The following is a 25726-nucleotide window of genomic DNA, read 5'->3' on the forward strand; positions in this document are numbered from 1 at the left end:
CCGCCCGCCGCTGTACGTCGCGCGGGCGGTCGGTCCCCGCGCAGGTGCGTCACCCGGCCGGTCCGGTCCTCGGATCGTCTCTCCGCCGCACGTGAGGCCCTCCTCCCAGCCCGCCTCCGCACCTGAGGTCCTAGGATCAGTTGTCCGCCGCATCTGCGGACCCCAGATCCGGAGGTCCCCGTGCGTCGTCGCCTGCTCCCCCTCGTCCCGGCCGCTGCCGCGTTCCTCCTGCTCGCCGGCTGCTCCGCTCCGTCGACCCCCGCCGGCGATGCGGCCCCCGGCGGCGCGACGTCCTCGGTCGGCGGCTCCATCACGGTCTTCGCCGCCGCCTCGCTGAAGGGCGCGTTCACCGAGCTCGCCACGGGGTTCGAGGCCGCCGAGCCCGGAGCGCAGGTCGAGCTCTCCTTCGCCGGCTCCTCCGACCTCGCGACGCAGATCGTCAACGGCGCCCCGGCCGACGTCTTCGCCTCCGCCGACGAGCGCACGATGTCCACCGTCGCCGAGGCCGGGCTCGTCGACGGGAACCCGGTCGACATCGCCACGAACACGCTCGAGATCGCCGTGCCTCCCGGCAACCCGGCGCAGGTCGCCTCGCTCGCCGACCTCGCCCGGCCCGGGACCGCCACCGTCGTCTGCGCGCCGCAGGTGCCGTGCGGAGCGGCGGCCGCCGCGGTCGAGCAGGCCGCCGGGGTCGACATCTCTCCCGTGAGCGAGGAGTCGTCGGTCACCGACGTGCTCGGCAAGGTGTCCTCGGGCGAGGCGGACGCCGGGCTCGTCTACGCGACCGACGTCCGCGGGGCCGCGGGCTCGGTCACCGGCATCCCCTTCGCCGAGGCCTCGGAGGCGGTGAACACGTACCCGATCGCGGCGCTGACCGGAGCGGGCGACCCGGCCACGGCGGCGGCCTTCGTCGCGTACGTCGCCTCCGACGCCGGGCGCGCGGTGCTCGCGGCGGCCGGGTTCGGAGCACCGTGAGAGGCGTCGCGGCGTCGGAGGAGGCCTGCAGGGCGGTCGGCGGGTCGGTCATAGGAGGGTCGTAGGACGGTCATCGGAGGCGCAGAGCCCCGGCCGCCAGGGTTGCTCGCGACGGACACCACGATCGACGAGGAGCACGACCATGACCCGCATCCCGGAGCCCCGCAGCACGCCCGACGGACCGGCCTACGAGGGCCGCCGGCTCGACCGCCCCGAGGAGGAGGTGGTCGACCAGGGCCTCCCGTTCGACGTGGGGACCCTCTTCTCGCGGCGCGGCGTGCTGACGCTGGTCGGTGCGGGGGCGGCGACCCTCGGGCTCGCGGCGTGCGCCACCGGAGGATCGGGATCCGCCTCCTCCGCCGCCGCGACCGCCACCGCGACTCCCACCGCGACCGCCACGGCCGGGGCCGGCACCGCGGTCGCCGGCGAGATCCCCGACGAGACGGCCGGCCCCTACCCGGGCGACGGCTCGAACGGGGTCGACGTCCTCGAGCGCTCCGGGATCGTCCGCAGCGACCTGCGCACCAGCATCGGCGGCGGCGCGACGGCCGACGGGGTCCCCCTGGCCCTCACTCTGACGATCCTCGACGCGGCGAACGGGGACGTGCCGTTCGCCGGAGCCGCCGTGTACGTCTGGCACTGCGACGCGAACGGGGACTACTCGATGTACTCCAGCGGCGTCGAGGACGAGACGTACCTCCGCGGCGTGCAGGTCGCCGACGCGTCGGGCGTCGTCTCCTTCGCCTCGATCGTCCCGGCCTGCTACTCCGGCCGCTGGCCGCACATCCACTTCGAGGTGTACCCGGGAGTGGACTCGATCACCGACGCGTCGAACGCGATCGCGACCTCGCAGGTCGCCCTGCAGGAGGAGGCGTGCACCGCGGTCTACGCCCTCGAGTCGTATGCGGGCTCGGCCGCGAACCTCGCCCGGGTCGGCCTGGAATCCGACTCCGTCTTCGGCGACGACGGCGGAGCCCTGCAGCTCGCGACGATGTCCGGCAGCCCGGTGTCCGGCTACTCCGCGGCACTCACGGCGAGCGTCGACACCCGCACCGCGCCGACCGCGGGCGCCGCGCCCCGCAGCCGCTGACCCCCGTCCTCCTCCGCGGGACGCGGCTCCGGTCCGCGACACGCCGACGGCGGCGTACCGGAGCGGCCTCTCGCGAGAGGGGAACGGGCGTCAGCGCAGGAGGCGGCGGGCGACGGCCACGGCGCCGAGGGCCGCGAGGACCCAGGGACCGCCGACGAGCAGCGGGTCGAGGATCTGGTGGCGCACGTCGGACCGGCCACGGCGCGAGGCGATCGGGTGCGCGTGCGCCTCGGCCAGCACACCGGTCTCGGTGATCGGATCGTCCGGCCGTGTCGTGAGCAGCGAGCGGAGGTGCGCCCCGGTCGACTCCACCCGGTCGCCCAGCACGAGCAGCAGCCAGTGCGCGTGGCGCCCCTCGCTGAACCGGTCGTAGGCGTAGCGGCGGATCGCGCCGGAGACACCGTGGAGGGGCTGCGCCGTGCCGAAGACGGCGGGCAGCTCGAGGTGCTCGATGCTCTTCTCGCGACGGCCGTGCGTCCGCATCCTCTCCGGGCGCTCCCAGTGCGCGCCCGAGACGAGGTCGCTGCGCTCGCGGGGGAAGGCGGGCCGGTCGGCGGGGTCGAGGTCGGCGCCCCAGCCCGGGATGCGGGCACGCAGCTCCTCGGCGGTCGGCACGCGGACGGGGCGGTCGGCGGTGTACGGCACGGGATCCTCCTACGGGACGACGACGGTCTTGATGCAGCCGTCGAGCTTGGACGAGAACAGGTGGTACCCCTCGGCGATGTGCTCGAGCGGGATGCGGTGCGTGATCAGGTCGCTGGGCGTGATGTGCCCGGCACGGATGTGCTCGAACAGGCGCGGCCACTGGCGGGTGACGGGGGCCTGGTTCATCCGCAGCGTGAGGCCCTTGTTGACGGCGTCGCCGAACTTGACGGCGCTCGCGAGCGGCCCGTAGGCGCCCATCACCGAGACGGTGCCGCCCTTCCGGACGCCGTCGATCGCCCAGTTGAGCGCGATCGGCGAGCCGCCCTGCAGCTTGAGCTTGGCGCCGGTGACGTGCTGGAGGAGGTTCCCGTCGGCCTCCGCGCCGACCGCGTCGATCACGACGTCGGCGCCGAGACCGCCGGTGGTCTTCTTGAGGGTGACGATGAGGTCGTCCTCCTCGGTGTAGTCGATCGTCTCCGCGAAGGCGAACTCGCGGGCCTTGGCGAGGCGGTAGTCGATCTGGTCGACGACGATGACGCGGCCGGCGCCCATCAGCCAGGCGGACCGCGCGGCGGCCAGGCCGACCGGTCCGGCTCCGAGCACCACGACCGTGTCGCCCTCGACGATGTCGCCGAGCTGCGCGCCGAAGTAGCCGGTCGAGAAGGCGTCGGTGAGCATCAGGGCGTCCTCGTGCGGCAGCCACTCGGGGATCTTCGTCGGGCCCACGTCGGCGAACGGGACGCGCACGTACTCCGCCTGCCCGCCGTCGTAGCCGCCCGCCGAGTGCGAGTAGCCGTAGATGCCGCCGATCGCGGTGGCGTTCGGATTCACGTTGTGGCAGTTGGAGTAGAGGCCGCGGGAGCAGAACCAGCAGGAGCCGCAGTAGATGGTGAAGGGGACCATCACCGTGTCGCCGACGCTGAGGTTCTGCACCGACGAGCCGACCTCGTCGACCACGCCGATGAACTCGTGGCCGAAGGTGTGGCCGATCCGGGTGTCCGGGAGAAGCCCGTGGTAGAGGTGCAGATCGGATCCGCAGATCGCCGCCATCGTCACCCGGACGATCGCGTCGTTCGGGTGCTCGATCCTCGGCCGGTCCTTCTCCTCCACGCGGACCTTGTAGGGGCCCCGGTAGACCATCGCGCGCATGCCGCCTCCTGTGTCGTCGTCTCTTCAGCGTGCGTCGTGCTCCCGCCGGTCCTCCAGGGGGTTGCGCGCGCGGCCCGGGATCCCCAGCGCCCGTCCCTCCGCCGTCCTCTCCTCCCTCTCCGCGAGATGCCGTGCGGGTACGCGGCACACCGCAGGAGGCGCACCGCAGCGGCATCTCGTGGAGAGGAGACGGGCACGGCACAGGCTCAGCCGCGGACGTAGGATCGACTCCATGCCGCAGATACGGATCAGGGACGCCGCCGCCGCGCTCGGCGTGAGCGACGACACGCTGCGGCGCTGGATCGAGAACGGGACGCTCGAGAGCGCGAAGGACGCGTCCGGGAGACGCGTCGTCGACGGCCTCGAGGTCGCCCGGCTCGCCCGCGCGAACGCCGTGCTGCCGGAGGATCCGTCCCCGGTCGCGCGCTCGGCCCGCAACCGCTTCGTCGGGATCGTCACCGGCATCGTGATGGACACCGTGATGGCGCAGGTCGAGCTGCAGTGCGGTCCGCACCGCGTGGTCTCGCTGATGAGCAGCGAGGCGGTCCGCGAGCTCGGGCTCGAGCCCGGGTCTCCCGCGGTGGCGGTGGTCAAGGCGACCACGGTCATCGTCGAGACGCCGCTCGCCCGCGGCTGATGCGCACCGGGTCCGGCCTGCCGCGCTGGGTCGTGGCCGTCGCCGCGCTCGGCGCCCTGCTGGTGCTGCTCCCGCTCGCCGCGATCCTCGCCCGCGTCGACTGGCCGCAGTTCCTGCCGCTGATCACCTCCGACTCCTCCGTCGCCGCGCTCCTGCTGAGCCTGCGCACCTCCGCCGTCGCGACCCTGCTGTGCCTGCTGCTCGGCACCCCGATGGCCCTCGTGCTCGCCCGCACGGCCTTCCCCGGCCAGCGCCTGCTCCGCTCGCTGGTGCTGCTGCCGCTGGTGCTCCCGCCGGTGGTCGGCGGGCTGGCGCTGCTCTTCACCTTCGGGCGGATGGGCCTGCTCGGCGGCGCGCTGGAGGCCCTCGGCGTCCGCATCGCGTTCTCGACCACCGCCGTCGTGATCGCGCAGACCTTCGTGGCCCTGCCGTTCCTGGTGCTGACGCTCGAGGGCGCGCTGCGCAGCGCCGGCGCGCGGTACGAGTCGGTCGCCGCGACGCTCGGCGCGTCCCCCGGGACGGTGCTCCGGCGGATCACGCTGCCGCTGATCCTGCCGGGCCTCGCCTCGGGCGCGATCCTCTCGTTCGCGCGGGCGCTCGGCGAGTTCGGGGCGACGCTGACCTTCGCCGGCAGCCTCGAGGGCACGACGCGCACCCTCCCGCTCGAGATCTACCTGCAGCGGGAGAGCGATCCGGACGCGGCGGTCGCCCTCGCGCTGGTGCTCGTGGTGGTCGCGGTGCTCGTGATCGGTCTCGCGCACGGCCGCTCCGCCCGGGGGGTGCCGCGGTGAGCCTGCTGCTGGAGGCGCGGCTCGCGGCGCGCGGGATCGACGTGCGGATCGACGTGGCCGAGGGCGAGACGATCGCGCTGCTCGGGCCCAACGGCGCGGGCAAGTCGACCGTGCTCGAGCTGATCGCCGGCCTCGTCCGCGCCGACTCCGGGCGGGCGACCGCCGGCGGCGAGCTGCTCTTCGACGACCGCCGGTGGACTCCTCCGCACCGCCGCCCCGTCGCCCTGCTGGCGCAGGACCCGCTGCTGTTCCCGCACCTCAGCGTGCGCGAGAACGCGGCGTTCGGTCCGCGCAGCGCCGGCGCCGGACGGGCGCGGTCCCTCGAGCGGGCCGAGCGCGAGCTGGCCGCCGCGGGCGTGGCCGACCTGGCCGACCGGCGCCCGGGGAGCCTCTCCGGCGGCCAGGCTCAGCGGGTCGCCCTCGCCCGGGCCCTCGCGACCGACCCGCGCCTCCTGCTGCTCGACGAGCCGCTGGCCGCGGTCGACGCCCGGACCGCCCCGGTCCTCCGCCGGATGCTCCGCGAGGTGCTCGCCGACCGCTCGGCGATCGTGGTCACCCACGACGTGCTCGACGCCTGGACCCTCGCCGACCGGGTTCTGGTGCTGCACGGCGGCCGTGTGGTCGAGGAGGGGCCGACCGCCCGGGTCCTCACGCGCCCGCGCACCGCGTTCACCGCCGAGCTCGCCGGGCTCGAGCTGCTCGACGGCGTCCGCACCGCGACGGGTCTGCGCACCGCCGACGGGCACGAGCTGTCCGGAGTGGCGGCCGAGCCGGTCGCGGTCGGCGCCGCGGTGCTCGCCGCGGTCCGCCCCTCCGCCGTCTCCCTCGGAGAGGGAGGCCTCCGCGCCGTGATCACCGATGTGGAGCAGCGGGGAGACGCGGTGCGGGTGCGCAGCGCGCTCCTGACCGCCGACGTCCCGGCGGCCGACGCGGCGCGCCTCGACCTCGCGCCAGGCCGCGAGGCAGGCTTCACCGTCGCTCTGGAGGATCTGCTGGTCTACCCGGCGTGAGGGGCGGGCACGAGGAGACGGCTCGCCGTCCGGCATGAATCCGTCCCTCGAACCGCCCTGTGCTCGACGCGAGGGACGGCGCGAGCGCCCGTCCCGCTACTCCGCCCGTCCGCCGTCCCCGCCGGGCGCAGCGTCGGACAGCGGGAGCCGCGCCCTCAGCCGCGCCCCCGCCAGCACGGGCGAGTCCGAGAGCTCCAACGAGCCCCCGTAGACCGCGAGCTGCCGCTCCAGCCGCGCCAGGCCCGAGCGCGTCGACCCCTCGACGAGTCCGCGGCCGTCGTCGTCGAGGGTGAGCACCACGACGCCCGCCTCCTCGTCGCCGCGCACCCGCAGCGAGGAGGCGCCGCCGTGCTTCAGCGCGTTGGTGACCGCCTCCTCCAGGAACCGGACCAGGAGCATCCGCTGGTCGAGCGGCGGCTCGGCGCCCTCGGCGGCGAGCGCCGGGATGCGGCCGAGGTCGAGGTCGACGGCGATCTCGGGAGGGAGGCGCGCGACGAGGTCGCGGACGGCGGGGACCAGGCCGTGGTCGATCTCGACCGGGTAGAGGGCGTGACCGACCGCGCGCACCTCGTCCTCGCGGAGCCGGTCGAGCCGGGCGGCGATGGCGAGCAGCCGCTCCGAGGCCGCCTCGTCGGATGTGCTCGCGACCGCGTGCAGCTCGGCGGTCAGCACCACGAGTCCGTTCTGGAGGCCGCCGTGCAGGCTCTGCGCGACGTCGCGCCGCACCCGCAGCTCCTCCCGCTGCAGGGCCTGCACCGCCTCGAGCGCCTGCACGGAGGCGCGGGCGTGCTCCCGCTCCTTCTCGCGCACCCGCCGCGCCGCGCGCACGAGCAGGTAGCCGTAGGCCGTGATCAGCGCGATCACCGTGGATCCGACGACCAGCTCGACCGCGAGAGCGGGGAGGGCCGAGAGCGGGTAGACGCCGGTCAGCACCTGGAGGCAGCAGCGGACGAGTCCCATCCCCACGGCGATGACCGCCGTCAGGGCCACCCGGCCGCCGCCGGTCGCGCGCTCGGGACGCAGCACCGCGACCAGGGCGATCGCGAGCCCGATCGTCGACACGTTGACCAGGACGCGCGTCGTCACGTCGAGCAGCGGCCCCGGATCGACGCCCCGCAGCGTCCGCGACAGCATCCCGAGCGCGAAGACGGCCTGGAGCGCGGCCAGCAGCGAGAGCACGCCGCCCAGGAGGGACATCGCTCCGAGGACGATGCGGTTGTCCTCGCGCGTATCGCTCGGGCCGGCGCTCATCCGGTGTGCTCGAGGAAGAGGAGCGTCGCGTCGACCCGCGGGTTGCGCTCGCCGTCCGACCGGACGCCGAGGGACGCGTAGACGGCGTTGACGTGGTTGTCGACCGAGCGGACCGCGATGCCGAGGCGCTCGCCGATCGCGGCGTTTGTCAGCCCCGATGCGAGGCCCGAGAGCACCTCGTACTGGCGCGGGCTCAGCGCGGCGACCGGGGAGTCGCGGCGGGCCGCGCGGGCGGCGACCAGCGCCGGATCGAGCACGGTGCGGCCGTCCGCCGTCGCGCGGACGGAGGCGAGCAGGGCGGGGGCGGAGAGGGAGGAGGTCTTCGAGAGGTAGCTCCAGCCGCCGGCCTCGGCGCGGTCGAGGCGGAGGAAGCGGTGCATCGCGTCGACGGCCGAGAGCAGGACGATGCCCAGCCCGGGCGCGGTGGACCGCAGCCGGCGCCCGAGCTCGATGCCGTCCCCGTCGCCGAGCTCGATGTCGAGGATCGCCACGTCGAGCTCCGCGGGCCGCAGCACCGACCGCGCCTCCGTGGCGGATCCGGCCTCCACGACGCTCCGCACGCCCGGCACCGCGCGCAGCAGCGACGACAGCATGTGCAGGTAGAGGGGCTGGTCGTCGACGACGGCCAGCCTGAGCTCCGGAACGCCCCCCACGGATGTCATCCGCCCATCTTCACCCATGCTCCGGAGGTCGAGGCGTCCCTCGACCGGGGGTCACCGCGCGAGGATCCGCGTCGGCTCGCGGGCGGCGGCGGGCGCCTGCCCCGTGAGCGGGGGGATCAGGAGTGACGGGGCGGGGTCGATGAGGCGGGTGCGGAGGGGCGTGGGGTGGGCTCCGCGGAAGGGCGGCGAGGAGCGGAGCCGCACGCCGCTCCGGAGCGCCCACCGCGCCGCTCAAGACAGCCGGACGCCCGTCAGGGCGAGGCCCGCGGCGGCCGCCGCGACGGCGAGCGCCGCCGTGCCGACGCCGTACCCCAGGCCGGCCGCCCAGCGCCGGTCGAGCAAGAGCCGCGCGGTCTCGACGCTCGCCGTGCTGAACGTGGTGAAGCCGCCGAGCACGCCCGTCCCGAGCACGGCCCGCCATACCGGGTCGAGGACGCCGGCCAGCACGAGCCCGGTGACGACTCCGAGCAGCAGCGACCCGCTCACGTTGATCAGCGCGGTGCCGACCGGCCAGCGCGCCGGCACGAGCGACCGCGCGACCCCGTCGACGACGAGCCGTGCGGCCGCTCCGACTCCGCCCGCGAGAGCGACCGCGAGCAGCAGGCCGGGCGTCACGCCGCCGCCCTCCGCCGCCCCGCGACAGCGATGCCCAGCGCCGCGGCGAGCACGCCCAGCACGAGCGTGCCGCCGGTGTAGAGCAGGTACTCCACGACGTGGCCGCCCTCGAGCAGCGCGACCGTGTCGAGCGAGAAGGTGCTGTAGGTCGTGAATCCGCCCAGCACGCCGGTGCCGAGCAGGAGGCGCAGGGTGCGGCGCCCGCCCTCGTCCGGCCCGCGCCGCGCCAGCGCCTCGAGCAGGAGGCCCAGGAGGAACGCGCCCGGCAGGTTCACGGCGAGCGTCGCGACCGGCACGACGCCCAACGGGGGCAGTGCGGCGCCGATCGCGGCGCGGGCAGCCGTGCCGACGGCTCCGCCCGCCGCGACGAGGAGGATCGCGGAGGGGCGCAGGTGGAGGGGTCGCGTCACTCCGCGAGGTCCCAGGGCGCCGGGCGCGACGGGTCGCGGTCGGCGCGCGGGACGACGAGCACGGGGCGGTGCTGGCGGTGCGCGAGGTGGGCGGCGACGCTCCCGCTGAGGAACTCGGCGATGCTCGCGAGCACGCCCGCGTCGCGGGTGCCGACCACGATCATCCGCGCGTCGACCTCCTCGGCGACCTCGGCGAGCGCCAGGGCGGGCTCGCCCCGCGCCGCGCGCAGCGACCACTGCACGGTGCTGCCGTCCAGCTCGTGCTCGACCGTCTCGCGGAGCCCGGGCGGGAGGGACGGGGCCTCGCCGCGGTCGGCCGCGGCGCCGACGAAGCCGAGCGGGATGCCGCCGGTCATCGGATCGACGTACTCGCCGACGAGGTACGGATCGGCCGAGACCGACACGAGCAGCAGGGCGGCTCCGGCGTCGGCGGCGACGCGGGCGGCGGTGCGCAGGACCTCGGGTCGCTGGCCGTCGACGATGCCGACGAGGACGGGCCCGGTGGGGGTGGGTGCGGTCATGAGGAGCTCCTTCCCGGTTGCGCCCCATCCTGGCACCGCACGGGCGCGAGCGGTCGGAGCATCCGTGCCGGATCCGTCGTGATCGTTCCGTTATGCGCGGGCCTCGGGCTAGAGTGGCTCGTCGCCGGATCCCCACCGGCCCCCGACCCCCCCGTCACCACCGTCATCCGAGGAGAACGCACGCGTGTCGAAGCCAGGCATTCCCACCCCTGAGGAGAGTGCCGGCACCCCGACCACTGCACCCCTGACCCGGCGCGAGGCCCGCGAGGCCGAGCGCCGTGCGGCCCGGGCCGAGACGGAGACGGGCGCGGCGACCGCCGGTGCCGCGGTCGAGGGCAGCGGATCGGACGACTCCGCCGCTTCCGCAGGCGCTGGCGACTCCGCGGACTTCATCGTCGACGCCGCATCGGCCGTGGCGCCCGCTCCGACCGTGTCGGTCGAGGTCCCCGCCGTCGCCTCCCCCGCCTCCCGGTCGATCCCGGCCTCTCCGCGCCGCGCGTCCGCCTCCCGCCCCGTCGCTCCCCGCGTCGCCGAATCCGCCCGGGCCGGTGGCCTCAGCCGCCGCGCCCTGGCCTTCGGGACGTTCTCGGTGGTCGGCGGCCTCTTCGCCACGGCCGCGATCCCCGCGTACGGCGCCCGCAGCTCCTCCGCCACCGCGACCGGCCGCGCCGCCGCGAACCGGGTCGGCCTCCAGAACCTCACCGTCTCCTCCGACGCCGCCGGCCAGACCGCCGTCCGCGACGCCTTCGCCGCACCGACCCAGGCGCAGCTCGACGAGGCCAGCCGCCAGGCGGCCGTGCTCTCCGGATCCAACGGCGGCGAGTTCTCGACCGTGCAGACCCGCGCGGTCGGCGACGACTACCCGTGGCCCTACGAGACCATCGACGACGACGGCGGCGGACTCTCGCCCCTCGGCTACTACTACCGCGAGTGCGTCGACTTCGTGGCCTGGCGCCTCAACCGCGACGCCGGTCGCACCTCCGCGCCGTGGAAGTACACGTGGGGGAACATCACCCCGCTCGGCGGCAGCGCCTACGAGTGGCCGGACAACTGGGCCGCGAAGGGCTGGGCGACCAGCAGCGTCCCGATCGTCGGCTGCGTCGCGTGGTGGACCTACAACCACGTCTCGTACGTGCAGAAGGTCAACGACGACGGCACGGTGCTCCTCGAGGAGTACAACTACGGCGGCAAGCACAGCTACGTGACCCGCACCTTCCCCACCGCGCAGATCCCGCTCTTCCTGTACCCGCCGGTCCTGTAGGGGGCCTGTTCCCGTCCCGCCTCGGCGGGCGGAAGCGTCGCAGTCCCGCTCCCGGCGCGCGTCAGCCGAGCGCGGCGAGGAGGATCGCGAAGGCTGCCGTCGTCGGATCGACGAGCGCCATGTGGTCGGCGTCTGCGAGCTCGTGCAGCTGCACGGCGGGGTGCCGGTCGGCGTATCGGCGGCTGTAGGCGACGGGGACGTCCTCGTCGAGTACGCCGTGGATCAGCGTGGTCGGCTGCGGCGGCGCGGGCAGCTGCGCGGGGTCGGCGCCCGGGAGCAGCGCGAGGTCGCCGCCGAGGAGCTCCCCCACGGCGTCGCCGCTGAGGCGGTCGGCGGAGGCGGCGGCCAGGTCGAGCACGCCCGCCAGCGCCACCACAGCGGCGACGTGCGGCGACGGACGGGCGGCCTGCGACCAGACGGCGAGGTGGCCGCCGGCGGAGTGGCCGACGAGGGTGACCGGTCCGGCGCCGGGCAGCAGCGCCGGGAGCGTCGCGAGCACGGCCAGGACGTCGTCGCCGGTGCCCGGCCAGCCGCCTCCCGTGTCGCCCGCGCGCCGGTACTCGGGGAGGAGCACGTCGTGCCCGCGGTCGGCCAGCGCCGCCGCGAGCGGCCGGGCGTGCCGCCGGTCCCACCGCGCGCGCCAGAACCCGCCGTGCACGAGCACGATCGGCCGGCGCGCCCCGCCGGGCGCCCCGCGGAAGACGTCCGCGATCTGCTCCGGAGCCTCCCCGTACCGGCGCACCTCGTCCGGCTCGCGCCCCTCCGACTGCTGCATCCCCCCAGTACCTCCCCGCGAGACGCCACGTCGGTGCGCCCGGCACGGCGTGTCCCGTACCGGAGCGGCATCCCGCGGAGAGGGAGGGGACCGCGTCAGGACTCGAACCAGCCCCGGGGGTGGTGGTCGGCCGTGAGGGGCGTGCGCGGCCGGGTCGGGCGGGCCCAGCGGACGGCGTTCGCCAGCACGCGCCGGATGTCCGGGTGGTGGTAGACGGGGTAGTCCTGGTCGCCGGGCGAGAAGTAGAAGACCTTCCCGAGGCCGCGGGTGTAGGTCACGCCGGAGCGGAACACCTCGCCGCCGGTGAACGTCGACAGGAACACCGTCTCCTCCGGCACCGGGATGTCGAAGTACTCGCCGTACATCTCCTGCTCGGGGATGATCAGCGGGCTGGGCACGCCCTCGGCGATCGGATGCGTGGGCGCGATCGTCCAGACCAGCTCGCGGTCGCGGTCGTTGCGCCACTTCAGCGAGCAGGTCGTGCCCATGAGCGCTTTGAAGATCGACGAGTAGTGGCCCGAGTGCAGGACCAGGATCCCCATCCCCTCCTGCACGTGCCGCAGGACGCGCTGGACGACCTCGTCCGACACCTCCTCGTGCGCGATGTGCCCCCACCACAGCAGCACGTCCGTCGTCGCGAGCGCCTCCTCGGTGAGCCCGTGCTCGGGCTCGGGGAGCGTCGCGGTGCGCACCGAGACGGCGTCGCCGAGCGACTCCGCGAGTCCGTCCGCGATGACGCGGTGGATGCCGTCCGGGTAGTGGCGCAGCACGGTCTCGTCGCCGCGGGTCTCGTGGCGGAACTCGTTCCAGACGAGGACCTCGATCGGGGCGCTCATGCGACCGTCACCTCCTGCTTCTCGGCGGCGGAGCGGTAGATCGCGTCGACCACCCGGCTGCGGTGCAGCGCGTACTCGCCGTAGTGGCCGGAGTAGCGGGGGCCGCCCGCGGGCGCGTCGGCTCCCGAGGCGATCGCCTCCAGGAACTCGGCGATGACCGAGCGGTGGTGCCCGGCGGGGACCTTCACGTCGGGGTGCGAGACGGTCGGCGCTCCGGCGACCTCGGAGTAGAGCGTCAGAGTCCCCTCCGTGGCGTAGTCGGCGATGTGGAGGCGCGCGCCCCCGGCCGAGCCGAGCAGCTCGACCTCGATGTCCTCGTCGACCTTCGAGTAGCTGGCCCAGGAGGCGTCGAGCTGGAGCGAGCGGCCGTTGTCGAGGCGCAGCAGGGCGCTCGAGAAGTCCTCCACCTCGAACGCGTGCGTGCCGGTGGCGGCGACGCCGTGCGGGCGCCCTCCGCGGCCGGAGCGGCCGATCTCGCCGTACGCGACCGCCGAGACGCTGGTCACGCGCGGCTCGTCGAGCAGGTGCAGCGCGATGTCGAGCACGTGGGAGCCGAGGTCGATCAGCGGGCCGCCGCCGGCGAGCTCCTTGCTGGTGAACCAGGAGCCGATGCCGGGGATGCCGGTGCGCCGCTGCCAGCTCGCGCGGGCGTGGTAGACGTCGCCGAGCGGTGCGTCGTCGAGGTAGTCGCGGAGGAAGGCGACGTCGGCGCGGCGGCGGTGGTTGTAGGCGATCTCGAGCACCCGGTCGTTCGTGCGGGCGGCCTCGACCATCTCGGCCGCCAGCTCGGCGGTGGTGGCGAGCGGCTTCTCGCAGAAGACGTGCTTGCCGCTCGCGAGCGCGGCCACGGCGATCGGGTGGTGCAGGTGGTTCGGGACGCCGATGGAGACGACTTCGAGGTCGTCGCGGGCGACGAGCTCCTCCCAGTCGGCGTAGAGGTCGGGGACGCCGCGGGTCGCGCCGAGTTCGTGCAGGCGCGCCTCCTCCTGGCCGGCGAGCGCGACGACGCGGGCGCCGGCCAGGGACTGGAAGGCGTCGAGGTGGGTGGTGCCGGCGAAGCCGAGGCCGACGACCCCGACGCGCAGCTCAGTGGTGTTCTCTGTCATGCGCCGAGCCTACTCGAATCGATTCGAGCACTCCACGGGCGGTGCGGCTTCCTGGAGCATCCGGCAGGCCGGCTTCAGGCCGCGAGGCGCGCCTCGAGCGCGGTGAGCGACGCGCGCAGGGCCGGCGCCTCGAGGGCGTCGCCGTCGGCGGCGGCGTGCGCGGCGGCGAACGCCTGGACCTGGCGGTGCAGCTCGACGCGGGTCCCGCCGCGGGCGACGACCGCGAGCCGCTCGGCGAGGCGCACGCCGGCGCGGACGACGAGCGGCTGCTCCATCGCGTACGAGCGCAGCGCGAGGAACACGTCGGCCAGCAGCTCACCCGCTCGGGGCCACGGGACGACCAGGCGGACGACTCCGTCGGAGTCGGAGTAGCGGCCGCGCGCCTCCGGCCGGCCGCAGAGGTCGACGAGCGCGCTGGTCAGGGCCTCGACGGCGCCGACCGCGGTGTACGGGTCGTTGGTGCCGGTCGCGAGCCCGCGGACTCCGATCTCGACCACCTGCTGGACGGCGTAGCGGAGGTCCTGGTGCGGGGTGCGGGCGTCGGCGACGACAACCGCGGCGACCGCCTCCTCCTGGGCGACGGACCCCTCCAGGACCTCGAGCACCGGGTCGCCGACGAGGACGTGGTCGCCGGGCAGCGCGAGCACCCGGAGCCGCGCGTCGCCGCGGCGGGCCAGGGCGACCAGCCGCTCGACCTCGAGCTGCTCGACGTAGCCCCCGCGCACCGCACGCAGCACGACCGGCTCGCGCCCCGCCGGCGGCAGGGCCTCCTCCGCGAGCAGTGCCCCCTCCGCATCCGTCGGCTCCTCCCCGTCCTCCGGGTGCAGCCGCTCGATGACGTCGACGAGCTCGCCGAGCACCCGCTGCTGCAGCGTCGTCACCTGCACCGACAGAGCGATGTGGTGGATGAAGTAGACGAGCACCGCGACGTCGCCCACCGCGAGCAGCACCGAGAACGAGACGGCCACCACCGGCACGAACGTCAGCGACGCGTCCTCCTCCGTGTGCACCGCGCGCAGCACGATCAGGGAGTACAGGAACGTGGAGGTGAGCACCGCCAGGACGATCTGGTTGCCGCGGTCGGCCATGAAGTTGCGGACCAGCCGGGGCCCGTAGGCGGAGGACGTGGTCGCCAGCACCGAGATCGTGATCGAGAACGAGGTCGCGGCGACGCCGAGCATCGTCCCGCCGATCGCCGAGAGGATCGCCCGGCCGCCGGTCGGCGACAGGTCCTCGATCAGGGGGATGTCGCTGACGCCGGCGCGGACCAGCAGGTGGTCGACCTCGACCAGCCCCAGCGCCAGCCCGACGGCGAGGACGCCGAACAGGGCCGGGAGGAACCAGAAGGATTCGCGGAGGTGGAGGAGCCGGGAGCGCATCCTCGAAGGCTAGAGCGGCGCCTCCTCGCGGGCCGCGCCGCCGCGGAGGCTTGCGCGCCGGGCCGCGACGTGCCGCGGTGCCTGCCGCGGAGGCGACGTCGCGTCAGGGCCGTCCGCACTGCGGGGGCGTCGTCGCGACGGACGCCGGACGCACCGGAGGCGCCGACCCACGGGGATCGGTGCCTCCGCAGGGCGTCAGGTGACGTTGATGAGCGTGCGCTGCCAGCCGGAGGATCCGTCGGGCGCGACCGGCGCGCGGTCCTCGATCTGGACCATGCCGTTCTTGTCGACCGCGCGGACCGCGACGTAGTGCGAGCCGGGCTGGGCGTCCCAGTCGACGAACCACTGCACCCAGGTGTCGAGGTTGACCGGGGTCGAGAGCGTCGCCTCCTGCCAGTCGCCGTTGTCGATGCTCACCTCGACCTTCTCGATGCCGATGCTCTGCGCCCAGGCGACGCCAGCGATCTTGAGAGCGCCCGAGGTGACCGGGACGCCGATCCGCGGGGTGTCGATCCGCGAGGACATCTTGATGGGGGCCTCGGCGGAGTAGCCGCGCGGGGTCCAGTAGGCCTGGTCGGCCTCGAAGGTGGTGACCTTGAGCTCGGTGAGCCACTTGGTGGCCGAGACGTAGCCGTAGAGGCCGGGCACGATCATCCGCACCGGGAAGCCGTGCTCGAACGGGAGGGGCTCGCCGTTCATGCCGACGGCGAGGATCGCGTCGAGGTTCTCGTCCGTGACCGCGGTGATCGGGGTGGACGCCGTGTAGCCGTCGCTGCTGGTGGAGAGGAGCATGTCGGCTCCGCTCTGCACGCCGGCCATCTTCAGCACGTCGCGGAGGGGGACGCCGAGCCACTTGGCGTTGCCGACGAGGTTGCCGCCGACCTGGTTCGAGACGCAGGTGAGGGTGATGCCGTACTCGTCGAGGCCCATGTCGAAGATCTGCTGGAGGTTCAGCGTCACCTCGCGGTCGACCATGCCGGTGATCTTCAGCGACCAGGCCGACGGGTCCAGGTTGGGCACGGTGAGGGCGGTGTCGACGCGGTAGAAGTCGGCGTTCGGCGTGTAAAGCGGGGTGATGCCCTCGATGTCGAGCTCGGCGCCCGCGGGGACCGAGACAGTGCTGCGCGGGGACGGCAGGCGCAGGGCGTCGCGGACGCCGGCGAGGGAGGAGGTCGCCGCGTTGACCAGGCGGGCGCCGGTGCCGACGACGGCCGCGCCGACGGCGGAGATCAGCGCGATGCGGAAGAAGCCGCGGCGCTCGAGGGCGCCCGGACGGGCCTCGGAGGATGTTCCCCTGGCCTCCGAGGCCCGGGCCGCACGCCAGCCGCGCAGGCGCGTGAAGAGGAGGTGCATGACGACGACGGCGACGACGAGTCCGACCAGCGTGGGCACCGCAGCGAGCGGCGACGCTCCGGTGCGGGTCACGATGGCGGCGATCGAGAGGCCGCCGGCGATCACGAGCAGCACCTGGCCGAGCGGCGGGCGGACCAGCTGGAGCACTCCGGCGATCGCGGCGGCGACGACGACCGCGGCGCCCACGCTGCCGAGCAGGAAGGTCTTGTCGTTCTCGCCGAACGTCTCGATCGCGAACTCCTTGAGCGGGCGCGGGACGATGTCGACGATGAAGGCGCCGAGCGCGAGCACGGGGCTCGCGGTGCGGGCGACCGCGAGGGCGATGAGCTCGGCGACGGCGAGGAGGACTCCGCCCGTGACGATGCCCGCGAGGGCGGCGAGCAGGAAGTAGAGAGCTCGATGCTCGCGCACGGGCGCCGCTGTCTGGTTCATGGAGGAGAGTTTTCTCCCGCGACCTGCCGTTTCCCAGGGTGTCCCTGGTTTGGTCGTGTAGGTGCCTTTTTCATAACGAACAGGTAACGCACAGCGGCGGCATCTCGACGGGATCACCTCTCGCTCGGCCCGCCGCCGGGCCTCACCGCGCGCGACGCCCCCGCCGGAGGACCGCCGCGTTCGCGGTGACGATGAGGGCGATGCCGATCCATCCGGCCGCGCCGACGTCCTGCCCGAGCACGACCGCGCCGATGAGGGCGGCCAGGACGGGGTTGGCGCTCATGAGCGTCCCGAACACGCTCGCCGGGAGCCTCCGGAGCGCGATCACGTCGGCCACGAACGGGACGGCCGTCGCCAGGACGCCGGCGCCGACCGCCAGGAGCACGGTGCCCGCGTCGGGGCGCGTCGAGACGAGCGTCCAGACGGCGACGGGCAGGAAGACGGCGGCGGAGATCCCGGTCGCCGTGGCGGTCCCTAGCGCTCCGGGCAGCCGGAGTCCGATGATCCGGTTGAGCAGGATGTACGCGGCCCAGCAGCACGCGGCCGCGAGACCGAGCGCGATCCCCAGCTGGTCGGACGAGGGCCTCGGCCCGGCGATCGCGAGGACGCCCGCTCCGGCGACGAGGGCGCAGAGCGCGCTGGTCCTGCTCCGGGAGCCGAGGAGCGCGACCGCCAGCGGCCCGCAGAACTCCAGGGTCACCGCCAGCCCCAGCCCGATGCGGTCGATGGCCGCGTAGAGCGTGAGGTTCATCGCTCCGAACACCACGGCGAGGAGCAGGACGGGCCACCACTGCGCGCGGGTCAGGTCGCGGATCCGCGGCCGCACGACCGGGAGGAGGATCAGCGCGGCGACGATCTGCCGGACGGCGACCACTCCGACGGATCCCAGGACCGGGAAGGCCAGAGTCCCGGAGGCCGCCCCGAGCTGGTTCGAGAGGGCGCTCGCGAGGGCGGTCGCGACGCCGACGGTCCGGCCGTCGCCGGGGAGCTGCTTCGTCATGCCGGAAGTCTGCGAGCCGTCCGGCCCCGGCTCACAATGCATAATCGGTCCGATCGATGCGGGAACCGCATGAATAGGATGCGGTCATGGATCTGGAACTGCGCCACCTCCGGTCGTTCGTCGGCGTCGTGGACGCCGGGACCTTCACCGACGCGGGGATCGACCTCGGCATCTCCCAGACGGCGGTCTCCCGCAACGTCGCGGCGCTCGAGTCCGTCCTCGGACGAAGGCTCCTCCACCGGACGACCCGCAGCGTCGAGCTCGCGCCGGCGGGCGAGCGGGTGCTGCGGCACGCCCGCCGCGTCCTGGCCGTCGTCGACGATCTGCGCGAGGAGGCGGCGGCCGGGACGGACACGATCCGGATCGGCTACGCCTGGTCGGCTCTCGGCGAGCACACCCAGGAGTTCCAGCGCCGCTGGGCCGCGGCGCTCCCCCGCCACGAGCTGCGGCTGATCCGCTCCAACACGCCCACCGCGGGGCTCGCGGAGGGCCTCAGCGACCTCGCGATCCTCCGGCGCGGATCCCCGGCTGCGGACGTCGAGTCGGCTCTGATCGGCACCGAGAAGCGCTACTGCGCCCTGTCCGTCGACGACCCGCTCGCCGCGAAGCGCACGGTCACGCTCGCCCAGGTGGCGACCGCTCCGCTCGCGCTCGACGACCGGACCGGGAGCACCCGGCTCGACCTCTGGCCCGAGCACGACCGGCCGCGGATCACCGTCCCGACGACCGACGTCGACGACTGGCTCACGGTGATCAGCAGCGGCTCCGCCCGCGGAGTGACCGCGGAATCGACGGTGAGCCAGTACCGACGGCAGGGCCTCGCCTACCGGGTCGTCCGCGACGCCCCGCCGGTCCCCGTGCACGCCGCGTGGATCCGGAGCGACCCGCCGCCCCTCCTGGGCGACGTCATCGGGCTGCTCCAGGGCCTCTACCGCACCTCCGACTGACGACGACGGCCGCCGGGGGCGATCCCCGGCGGCCGTCGTCGTCACGTCACTTGCAGGTGAGAGCGGAGTACGCGGCCTGCTTCGTGGTGGTCACCGATGCTCCGTCCACGGTCGCCGTCGCGGTCACCGTCGCCGAGCCCGCGGCCACCGAGGCGGCGCGGGTGGTGAAGGCGTGCGAGGCGCTCGACCCGGGAGCGATCCCGGTGAACGCCTTCGAGCCCCAGGCGGAGCCGAGGGTGATCCCCGCCGGGACCTTCGCATCGTTCCGAGCGGTGACCGTCACCACGACCTTGCCCGCCACGCAGCGGCTGGTGGCCGCCACGGTCGTCGGTACCGTCGCCGCGGAGGCGCGGACGATGGAGAGGCGGTAGGTCGCTGTCGTCGTGTGGTCCTGCGCCGACGACTCGACGACCACGCTCGTCGTCCCCGAGGCCGCGAGCGGCACGGTGCGGCGGACGGTGTCGTCGATCAGCACGCCGTCGACCTTCACCAGGCCGCTGGGCACGGCCGGGTCCAGGTCGAGCGAGACGCTCGTCGTGCCGGCCGGCACCGTGAGCGTGTGGTCCCTGACCCCGGCGGCGAGAGCCGGCGAGAGCGTCCCGACGTCGGAGGAGAGCTTCGTCAGCTCCGGGTCCGCAGCGTAGGTGGTCGACTCGGTCGTGTAGACCCCGAAGACACCGCCGACGTAGCTGGATCCGGTGCCCTGGAAGCGCACTGTGACGACGGGGATCTTCTGCCCCTTCGCGTCGAGCACGTACTTCCCGCTCTGGTCGCGCTTGTAGCTGTCCTTCGCGGCGAGACCGCTGAGGATCGACGCCGGGATCCGGTCGTACTGGACGTACCAGCTCGTCGCTCCGGCCGCTCCCGAGACCACCTCGGTCTTGAGCTTCACGTCGTTGAGGTAGACGTCGAAGGTGCGTCCCGCGTCGCCGCCGTAGTAGCGGACCCCGAGGTAGTTCGCCGGCAGAGCCGGGTCGACGATCATGTCGTACTGGAAGTACGCCTCCGCCGAGCGCTCGCCGTCGCGGTACCCCTCGCCGCGCCAGGTCCCCACCGAGGACCGCGCGGTCTTGTAGTTCTTGTCGGCCTCGCTGTTGTTGTTGTCGAAGGAGGTGAGGGAGTCGATCGTCGTCTCGTCGACGCGCAGCTGCTCCTTCTGCGTCCGGATCAGCTCCTGGGCCGCGGCCGAGTCGGGCTCGATCAGGGTCATGTAGGTCGCGTAGCGGGCGTTGTAGAGGCTGTAGTACGGAGTGAACACCCGGGCGGCGGACGCGGCGTCGACGTTCTTCATGCCGAAGCGCATCGTCGTGCGGCCGTTGCCGTCCGCGCCGTCGGGCAGGCGGACCAGGTTGCCGCGGACCGCGGACTTCCAGGCCGCGGAGTCCGCGACGACGACGTTCGAGTTCACGGACTTGTCGGCCGTGCCCATGCGCACCAGGACGCCGGCGACGTAGGACGCCTCGACGTTCGAGCGGTTGAGCTCGGTCGCCAGCAGCACCGGTCCGTAGCGGAACGCGGTCCAGTCGGGGTTCTCCGTGTCCGCGACCGCGCTGACCGCGGCGGGCAGCTTCCAGGTCAGCACGTCACCGGCGGCGACGGCGACCGAGACGTATCCGGCCTGGGCCGTGACGGCACGGACGGCACCGTTCACGGTGAGCGTCGGCGCTCCGTCGATCCAGGACGGCACGCGCAACTTGAGGGTCGTGTCCGCGGCCACGGCTCCTCCGGCCAGCGCTTCGACCCTCAGGGTCGCCGTGTCCGTGCTCGGGATGTCCGCCGTCTGGGTCAGCCGGAGGTTGTTCGCGGAGGAGCGGAGGACCGAGGAGCGGAACTGGTTCACGAAGACGGTCTTCGGCTTCTCGAAGTAGATCGAGTCGCCGAGCTTGGTGAAGCTCTCGATACCCGAGCCGTGGTCGCACCAGAACTCGTCGAGCTCGTGCCCGAAGACCTTGGCGTAGCCCGCGGTCTGCGGCTGGAAGTAGGTCACCATGCCGGTGTCCGGGTTCTGCACCGAGAGGACGCCGTTGATGAACGTCTCCTCGTAGAAGTCGGCGTACTTCACGTCCTCGGTCACCTGGAACAGCGCCCGGGTGAGCTTGAGCATGTTGTAGATGTTGCAGCCCTCGGAGGTCGAGTTCTCGCCGTAGCCGGTGGTCTGGCCGTTCGTGGCGTACTCGTACAGGGTGCCGGGTGCGTGGAAGTGCTCGGACTGGCTGTTGCCGCCGTTGGCGTAGGTGTGGGTCTCGTCGACCATGCGCCAGAAGTTCTCGGCGGCACGGCGGTACATGTCGAGATCCGACTTCTCCGCGGCGGTGAGCGTGGCGTAGAGCGCCGGGTCGTCGGTGAAGACGCGGTAGCGCTTCAGCGCGCCGATCAGCTTCGGGATCGTGGTGTTCGCGTGCAGGCCGTTGAGGACGTCCTCGTTGTTCGCCAGCTTGCGGAACAGCGCCGTCTCGTCGAAGTACTCCGCCGCGCGCTTGTGCGCCGGGTCGTGCGTGGTCTCGTAGAGGCGGTAGAGCGCCTCGTTCATCCCGCCGTACTCGGTGTTGAGGAGCTGACCGGGGTTCGCCTGACGGCCCGCCCAGGCGGTGATCCAGCTGCCGAAGCCGCCGGCGACGGTGAGCGCCTTCTGCGAGACGGCGTCGGGCGCCTGGTCGTGGGCGTCGAGGAGGCCTGCGAGCACCTTGTGCAGGTTGTAGAAGGGGACGAGCAGGCCGTCGCCGCCCGAGGGGAGGTAGCGGGTCGGGAACGGCGAGACGTAGCCGGCGTTCGCGGGGTCCTTCAGCGCGTAGGCGTCCTGGACCTTCTTCAGACCGTCGACGGAAGCGGTGAGCTTCGCGAGCAGAGCCGCCTTGGTGGCCGCGTCCTCCTCGGTCGCGTAGGCCTGCGAGAGCGCCGAGAGGTAGTGGCCGAAGAAGTGGCCCTGGAACCGGGTGCCGTTCTCGCGCTCCCAGCCCCCGTATCCGCCGCTGGTGGTCGGCGTGAGCCCGGCCTCGCGGTAGAAGGAGTAGAGGAACATCTCGGGGTCGAGGCTCAGCAGGTACTCGACGGTCTGCTGCTCCCCGTTCTCGAGGTAGGGGTCCTGCACGGAGACGTCGGACAGGCCGGCCTCCAGAAGGTAGTTCGACGTCTTCACTCCCCGGGGCTGCACCTGGAGAGTGTAGGTCTTCGTGACCGCGGTGCTGCCCCCGTAGGTGGCGGAGCCGGTGAGGACGACCTGCGTCGCGGAGCCGGTGGGCGGCGTGACCGCGGCCGTGCCTCCGCTGATCGCGACGGTCGCCGGGTCGGAGGAGGTCCAGCTGAGGGCGGACCCCTTCGCGCCGACGGTGGGCAGGGTGAAGCCGGTGCTGGTGCTCGCGGGCGGGGCGACCAGCTCGAGGTCGGCCCGTGCGATGCTCGCGGGGTCGAAGGAGGGGTTGCCGGCCTTCGTCAGGGCGACGACGTCGGTGGTGGTCGCGACGCCGTTGTAGAGCGCGTAGTCGTCGAGCAGGCCGCGCAGGTGCGCGCCGTTGTACTGGGGGCCGTTGAAGCCGAGGGTCTTCGTCGAGGTGCTCTCGGAGCCGAGGACGCCGGATGCGGAGGAGGACGGCGCGGTCTTGACGACGGCGGTCTGCTTCACCCCGTTGCGGTAGAAGGCGACGGCCTTGGTGCTCTTGTCGTACGTGGCGACCACGTGCGTCCACTCCCCCGCGGGGAAGAAGCCGGAGCGGGCGGTCTCGACGGCGACCTTGTAGGGCTGACCGCCGGACGGGCCGATCGAGAGGGCGAGCGGAGTGCCGTCGCCCTCGGAGGTGAGGTACCAGCCGTCGGAGTTGTAGGCGGTCTTGTTCCAGGTGAAGACCTGCTCACCGGTCATCGCGCTGGTCGGCTTGTACCAGAACGAGACGGTGAGGTCGGCGGGCTGCAGCGCCGCCGCAGTGCCGAGCGAGATCGCGTTCGATCCGGTGAACTCGAACGCCCGGCCGTTCAGGCCGGTGCCGTAGGAGGCGGTGCCCTTCTGCATCCCGAGGGCAGTACCACGACCGCTGGTGTCGGCGAGCGACCCGTCGAACGGGAGCTCGAGCACCTTCGCGGCGTCGAGCGAGGTGGTGGGGGCGGCCTGGGCCGTGGGGCCGACCGACAGGAGACCCGCCGTCAGCGCCATCACCGCCACGGTGGCCAGGGGGAGTCGTCGTCTCATTCGTGAGGCCTCTCGTCGTTGAGAAATCCGGCCCAGGGGGGCGGGCCGCCTCGAATGTTACCGTTAACAATAGTTTTCGGTGAGGTTTCGGTGAGAGGACTGACAGGGTCCTCGAGCGCTCAGCGGCGCCGGTCCAGAGCCGCCCGGAGGTACGGAGCGGTGCGGCTGCCCGCGGCCTCGGCGACCTCCTCCGGAGTGCCCGTCGCGACCACCGAGCCGCCGGCCCGGCCCGCCCCCGGGCCGAGGTCCACGACCCAGTCCGCGTCGGCGACGACGCGCATGTCGTGCTCGACGACGATCACCGTGTTGCCCGCGTCGACGAGGTGCTGCAGGTGCTCGAGCAGGCGGTCGGCGTCGGCGGGGTGCAGGCCCGACGTCGGCTCGTCGAGCAGGTAGAGCGTGTCCCCGCGCTGGGCGCGACGCAGCTCCGAGGCGAGCTTCACCCGCTGCGCCTCTCCCCCGGACAGCTCGGGCGCCGGCTGGCCGAGCGAGACGTAGCCGAGCCCCACGTCCACCAGAGCGTCGAGGTGGCGGGCGACCTCGCGGTCCTCGGCGAAGGCCTCGCGCGCGTCGGCGACGCTCAGCGCGAGGACGTCGGCGATCGTCCGGCCGCCGAGGGTGACCTCGAGGGTCTCGTCGTTGTACCGGGTGCCGCCGCACGCCGTGCAGGGCGCCTCGACGGTCGGGAGGAACAGCAGCTCCACCTCCACGGAGCCCTCGCCCTTGCAGACGGGGCAGCGCCCGCTGGGCAGGTTGAAGGAGAAGCGGCTCGCCGAGAAGCGGCGGCGCTTCGCCTCCGGGGTGGCCGCGAAGAGCGTCCGCACCCGGTCGAACAGACCCGTGTAGGTCGCGACGTTCGAGCGCGAGGTCCGGCCGATCGGGGTCTGGGTCACCTGCACCACCCGGCGCAGGCGGTCCGCGGGCCCGGACGCGGTGCCGCGGGTCGCCGCCGCGGCCGCGTCGAGCAGCGGGTCCGCCTCCCCGCCCTCCTCGGCCGGCGCGTCCTCGGCGACGTCGGCGCGGAGCGAGGCGCGCAGCAGATCGGGCAGCGCCTGGTTCACGAGCGTCGACTTGCCCGATCCGGAGACACCGGTGACCGCGGTGAGCACCCCGACCGGGAACGCGACGGAGAGGTCGTCGAGGGTGTGCCGCGAGACTCCGGCGAGCTCGATCCACTGCTCCGCGGTGCGGCGGGAGCGCAGCGGCGCCGGGTCGCCCTCGGGGAAGAGGTAGCGGCGGGTGACGGAGCCGCGGGCGCCCGGCAGGCCGTCGAGCGGGCCGGAGTAGACGACGGTGCCGCCCCCCGACCCCGCGCCCGGGCCGATGTCGACGATCCAGTCGGCCTCGCGGATGACGTCGAGGGAGTGCTCGACGAAGAAGACGGTGTTGCCGGTCGCCCGCAGGGTCCGCAGGATGCCGAGCAGCGCCTCCGTGTCGGCGGGGTGCAGGCCCGTGGACGGCTCGTCGAGCACGAAGACGACGCCGAAGAGGCGCGAGAGCACCTGCGTCGCGAGGCGCATCCGCTGGAGCTCCCCCGAGGAGAGCGTCGGCGTGGAGCGGTCGAGCGAGAGGTGGCCGAGGCCCAGGTCGACGATCGGCGCGAGGCGGGCGACGAGGTCCTCGACCAGCCGCTGCGCGGCCAGGCGGGTCTGCGGAGCGCCGTCGGCCGGGGTCCAGCCGGGCTCCAGCACGCGCCGCGCGACGACGACCAGCTCCTCGAGCGGGAGCGCTGACAGCTCGGTGATGTCGAGCCCCTCGAAGGTGACGGCGAGCGCGTCGGGCTTCAGCCTCCGGCCGCCGCACACCGGGCAGGCGACGCTGACGACGAACGAGGCCGCGCGCTCGCGCATCCGGGCGCTCTTCGAGCCGGCGAAGGTGTCGAGCACGTAGCGGCGCACCCCGAGGAACGTGCTCATGTAGCGCGGCTCGTCACCGGCGGCCACGGCCGCGCGCACCTCCGCGGGAGAGCGGTCGGTCCACACGGGAACCTGCGGGGAGTCAGGAGTGTGCAGGATCCAGTCGCGGTCCTCCGCGGGCAGGTCGCGCCACGGAGTGTCGATGTCGTGTCCGAGCGAGATCAGGCTGTCGCGCAGTTGCTTGCCGTGCCAGGCGGTCGGCCAGGCGGCGAGCGCCCCGTCGCGGATCGAGAGGGAGTCGTCCGGCACCATCAGCTCGTCGGGGACGTCGTAGACCCGGCCGATGCCGTGGCAGCTGGGGCACGCGCCCTGCACGGTGTTGGCCGAGAAGTCCTCTGCGAGCAGCATCGGCGCGCCCTCGGGGTAGGCGCCGATGCGCGAGAACACCATCCGCACCACGCTCGAGAGCGTCGTCGCACTGCCGACCGTGGAGCGGGCCGAGCCTCCGGAGCGCCGCTGCGGGAGGGCGACGGCCGGCGGCAGGCCCTCGATCGAGTCGACGTCCGGCACGCCGACCTGGTCGATCAGCCGCCGCGCGTAGGGGGCGACCGACTCGAAGTAGCGGCGCTGCGCCTCCGCGTAGAGCGTGCCGAAGGCGAGCGAGCTCTTGCCCGATCCGGAGACCCCCGTGAAGGCGACGAGGGCGTCGCGCGGCACGTCGACGTCGATGCTCCGGAGGTTGTTCTCGCGGGCGCCGCGCACGCGGACGTGGTCGAGGGGGTCGGTGGTTCCAGGCGCGCTCATCCGTACAGCCTGCCGTGCCGGGATGTGGGGCGGCCGCCGCG

General features: G+C 73.7%; 22 protein-coding genes. 7 read left to right on the top strand and 15 right to left on the bottom strand.

Features of this window, described 5'->3' with window-relative positions:
* The first annotated feature begins 180 nt into the window (after positions 1–180).
* Positions 181–975, top strand: a complete 795-nt coding sequence (modA, locus tag C5C53_RS10140; RefSeq protein ID WP_104267459.1) for a molybdate ABC transporter substrate-binding protein — start codon at positions 181–183, stop codon at positions 973–975.
* A gap of 142 nt (positions 976–1117) precedes the next feature.
* On the top strand, positions 1118–2065 hold the full coding sequence (locus C5C53_RS10145) for an intradiol ring-cleavage dioxygenase (protein WP_104267460.1): 948 nt from the start codon (positions 1118–1120) through the stop codon (positions 2063–2065).
* A gap of 90 nt (positions 2066–2155) precedes the next feature.
* Here C5C53_RS10145 and C5C53_RS10150 read toward each other — a convergent pair whose 3' ends face one another.
* Both C5C53_RS10150 and C5C53_RS10155 read right to left on the bottom strand, forming a co-directional pair.
* Complete coding sequence (locus C5C53_RS10150) at positions 2156–2710, bottom strand: hypothetical protein (RefSeq protein ID WP_104267461.1); 555 nt, start codon at positions 2708–2710, stop codon at positions 2156–2158.
* 9 nt (positions 2711–2719) lie between these two features.
* Positions 2720–3859, bottom strand: a complete 1140-nt coding sequence (locus C5C53_RS10155; protein ID WP_104267462.1) for a zinc-dependent alcohol dehydrogenase — start codon at positions 3857–3859, stop codon at positions 2720–2722.
* 232 nt (positions 3860–4091) lie between these two features.
* Here C5C53_RS10155 and C5C53_RS10160 point away from each other — a divergent pair, with 232 nt between their 5' ends.
* From C5C53_RS10160 to C5C53_RS10170, 3 genes are read left to right on the top strand one after another with little or no spacing between them, the layout of a single operon-like run.
* On the top strand, positions 4092–4496 hold the full coding sequence (locus tag C5C53_RS10160) for a molybdopterin-binding protein (protein ID WP_104222447.1): 405 nt from the start codon (positions 4092–4094) through the stop codon (positions 4494–4496).
* On the top strand, positions 4496–5287 hold the full coding sequence (locus C5C53_RS10165) for an ABC transporter permease (protein ID WP_104222446.1): 792 nt from the start codon (positions 4496–4498) through the stop codon (positions 5285–5287). Before C5C53_RS10160 ends, C5C53_RS10165 begins: the two co-directional genes overlap by 1 nt.
* Entirely contained in the window at positions 5284–6297 is a 1014-nt protein-coding gene (locus C5C53_RS10170; RefSeq protein ID WP_104267463.1) for a sulfate/molybdate ABC transporter ATP-binding protein, read from the top strand. Before C5C53_RS10165 ends, C5C53_RS10170 begins: the two co-directional genes overlap by 4 nt.
* Positions 6298–6393: 96 nt before the next feature.
* Here C5C53_RS10170 and C5C53_RS10175 read toward each other — a convergent pair whose 3' ends face one another.
* The 5 genes from C5C53_RS10175 to C5C53_RS17130 form a co-directional block, all read right to left on the bottom strand.
* The gene (locus C5C53_RS10175) at positions 6394–7548 is read right to left on the bottom strand and encodes a sensor histidine kinase (RefSeq protein ID WP_104267464.1); all 1155 of its coding nucleotides are present in this window, start codon (positions 7546–7548) and stop codon (positions 6394–6396) included.
* Positions 7545–8210 carry a response regulator gene (locus C5C53_RS10180; protein ID WP_104267465.1) on the bottom strand — a complete coding sequence of 222 codons (666 nt, stop codon included), beginning with the start codon at positions 8208–8210 and terminating at the stop codon, positions 7545–7547. The genes C5C53_RS10175 and C5C53_RS10180 overlap by 4 nt, the downstream gene beginning before the upstream one ends.
* Positions 8211–8441: 231 nt before the next feature.
* Complete coding sequence (locus C5C53_RS10185) at positions 8442–8825, bottom strand: CrcB family protein (RefSeq protein WP_104226584.1); 384 nt, start codon at positions 8823–8825, stop codon at positions 8442–8444.
* The gene (locus C5C53_RS17125; protein ID WP_104313543.1) at positions 8822–9235 is read right to left on the bottom strand and encodes a CrcB family protein; all 414 of its coding nucleotides are present in this window, start codon (positions 9233–9235) and stop codon (positions 8822–8824) included. The genes C5C53_RS10185 and C5C53_RS17125 overlap by 4 nt, the downstream gene beginning before the upstream one ends.
* The gene (locus tag C5C53_RS17130; RefSeq protein WP_181065491.1) at positions 9232–9756 is read right to left on the bottom strand and encodes a universal stress protein; all 525 of its coding nucleotides are present in this window, start codon (positions 9754–9756) and stop codon (positions 9232–9234) included. Before C5C53_RS17130 ends, C5C53_RS17125 begins: the two co-directional genes overlap by 4 nt.
* A gap of 184 nt (positions 9757–9940) precedes the next feature.
* Here C5C53_RS17130 and C5C53_RS10195 point away from each other — a divergent pair, with 184 nt between their 5' ends.
* A complete protein-coding gene (locus C5C53_RS10195; RefSeq protein ID WP_104267466.1) occupies positions 9941–11017 on the top strand; it encodes a CHAP domain-containing protein in 1077 nt (358 codons plus the stop codon).
* 61 nt (positions 11018–11078) lie between these two features.
* Here C5C53_RS10195 and C5C53_RS10200 read toward each other — a convergent pair whose 3' ends face one another.
* The 6 genes from C5C53_RS10200 to C5C53_RS10225 form a co-directional block, all read right to left on the bottom strand.
* The gene (locus C5C53_RS10200) at positions 11079–11792 is read right to left on the bottom strand and encodes an alpha/beta fold hydrolase (RefSeq protein WP_104267467.1); all 714 of its coding nucleotides are present in this window, start codon (positions 11790–11792) and stop codon (positions 11079–11081) included.
* A 95-nt stretch (positions 11793–11887) separates the two neighbouring features.
* Positions 11888–12628, bottom strand: coding sequence for a ThuA domain-containing protein (locus C5C53_RS10205; RefSeq protein ID WP_104226581.1), 741 nt, complete (start codon positions 12626–12628; stop codon positions 11888–11890).
* Entirely contained in the window at positions 12625–13734 is a 1110-nt protein-coding gene (locus C5C53_RS10210; protein WP_104267468.1) for a Gfo/Idh/MocA family protein, read from the bottom strand. The genes C5C53_RS10205 and C5C53_RS10210 overlap by 4 nt, the downstream gene beginning before the upstream one ends.
* A gap of 74 nt (positions 13735–13808) precedes the next feature.
* A complete protein-coding gene (locus tag C5C53_RS10215) occupies positions 13809–15113 on the bottom strand; it encodes a DUF2254 domain-containing protein (RefSeq protein WP_104267469.1) in 1305 nt (434 codons plus the stop codon).
* 195 nt (positions 15114–15308) lie between these two features.
* On the bottom strand, positions 15309–16898 hold the full coding sequence (locus tag C5C53_RS10220) for a molybdopterin-dependent oxidoreductase (RefSeq protein WP_104226578.1): 1590 nt from the start codon (positions 16896–16898) through the stop codon (positions 15309–15311).
* 142 nt (positions 16899–17040) lie between these two features.
* The gene (locus C5C53_RS10225) at positions 17041–17898 is read right to left on the bottom strand and encodes a DMT family transporter (protein ID WP_104267470.1); all 858 of its coding nucleotides are present in this window, start codon (positions 17896–17898) and stop codon (positions 17041–17043) included.
* Positions 17899–17984: 86 nt separating this feature from the next.
* On the opposite strand from C5C53_RS10225, the gene C5C53_RS10230 reads away from it, so the two are divergent.
* On the top strand, positions 17985–18845 hold the full coding sequence (locus C5C53_RS10230) for a LysR family transcriptional regulator (RefSeq protein ID WP_104222432.1): 861 nt from the start codon (positions 17985–17987) through the stop codon (positions 18843–18845).
* 46 nt (positions 18846–18891) lie between these two features.
* Here C5C53_RS10230 and C5C53_RS10235 read toward each other — a convergent pair whose 3' ends face one another.
* Positions 18892–23025, bottom strand: a complete 4134-nt coding sequence (locus C5C53_RS10235; RefSeq protein WP_104267471.1) for a beta-L-arabinofuranosidase domain-containing protein — start codon at positions 23023–23025, stop codon at positions 18892–18894.
* Positions 23026–23144: 119 nt separating this feature from the next.
* Positions 23145–25685, bottom strand: a complete 2541-nt coding sequence (locus tag C5C53_RS10240; protein ID WP_104267472.1) for an excinuclease ABC subunit UvrA — start codon at positions 25683–25685, stop codon at positions 23145–23147.
* Positions 25686–25726 lie beyond the last annotated feature (41 nt).

Origin of the sequence: Rathayibacter sp. AY1E3 (assembly GCF_002932235.1) — a bacterium.
GTDB lineage: Bacteria > Actinomycetota > Actinomycetes > Actinomycetales > Microbacteriaceae > Rathayibacter.

What these genes read in the sequence shown, in the direction of transcription:
- C5C53_RS10175 (WP_104267464.1), bottom strand. Translation starts at nt 7,548, where the DNA reads ATGAGCGCCGGCCCGAGCGATACGCGCGAGGACAACCGCATCGTCCTC.
- C5C53_RS10225 (WP_104267470.1), bottom strand. Translation starts at nt 17,898, where the DNA reads ATGACGAAGCAGCTCCCCGGCGACGGCCGGACCGTCGGCGTCGCGACC.
- C5C53_RS10180 (WP_104267465.1), bottom strand. Translation starts at nt 8,210, where the DNA reads ATGACATCCGTGGGGGGCGTTCCGGAGCTCAGGCTGGCCGTCGTCGAC.
- C5C53_RS10230 (WP_104222432.1), top strand. Translation starts at nt 17,985, where the DNA reads ATGGATCTGGAACTGCGCCACCTCCGGTCGTTCGTCGGCGTCGTGGAC.
- C5C53_RS10215 (WP_104267469.1), bottom strand. Translation starts at nt 15,113, where the DNA reads ATGCGCTCCCGGCTCCTCCACCTCCGCGAATCCTTCTGGTTCCTCCCG.
- C5C53_RS10155 (WP_104267462.1), bottom strand. Translation starts at nt 3,859, where the DNA reads ATGCGCGCGATGGTCTACCGGGGCCCCTACAAGGTCCGCGTGGAGGAG.
- C5C53_RS17130 (WP_181065491.1), bottom strand. Translation starts at nt 9,756, where the DNA reads ATGACCGCACCCACCCCCACCGGGCCCGTCCTCGTCGGCATCGTCGAC.
- C5C53_RS10205 (WP_104226581.1), bottom strand. Translation starts at nt 12,628, where the DNA reads ATGAGCGCCCCGATCGAGGTCCTCGTCTGGAACGAGTTCCGCCACGAG.
- C5C53_RS10200 (WP_104267467.1), bottom strand. Translation starts at nt 11,792, where the DNA reads ATGCAGCAGTCGGAGGGGCGCGAGCCGGACGAGGTGCGCCGGTACGGG.
- C5C53_RS10160 (WP_104222447.1), top strand. Translation starts at nt 4,092, where the DNA reads ATGCCGCAGATACGGATCAGGGACGCCGCCGCCGCGCTCGGCGTGAGC.
- C5C53_RS10165 (WP_104222446.1), top strand. Translation starts at nt 4,496, where the DNA reads ATGCGCACCGGGTCCGGCCTGCCGCGCTGGGTCGTGGCCGTCGCCGCG.
- C5C53_RS10145 (WP_104267460.1), top strand. Translation starts at nt 1,118, where the DNA reads ATGACCCGCATCCCGGAGCCCCGCAGCACGCCCGACGGACCGGCCTAC.
- C5C53_RS10235 (WP_104267471.1), bottom strand. Translation starts at nt 23,025, where the DNA reads ATGAGACGACGACTCCCCCTGGCCACCGTGGCGGTGATGGCGCTGACG.
- C5C53_RS10210 (WP_104267468.1), bottom strand. Translation starts at nt 13,734, where the DNA reads ATGACAGAGAACACCACTGAGCTGCGCGTCGGGGTCGTCGGCCTCGGC.
- C5C53_RS10240 (WP_104267472.1), bottom strand. Translation starts at nt 25,685, where the DNA reads ATGAGCGCGCCTGGAACCACCGACCCCCTCGACCACGTCCGCGTGCGC.
- C5C53_RS10220 (WP_104226578.1), bottom strand. Translation starts at nt 16,898, where the DNA reads ATGAACCAGACAGCGGCGCCCGTGCGCGAGCATCGAGCTCTCTACTTC.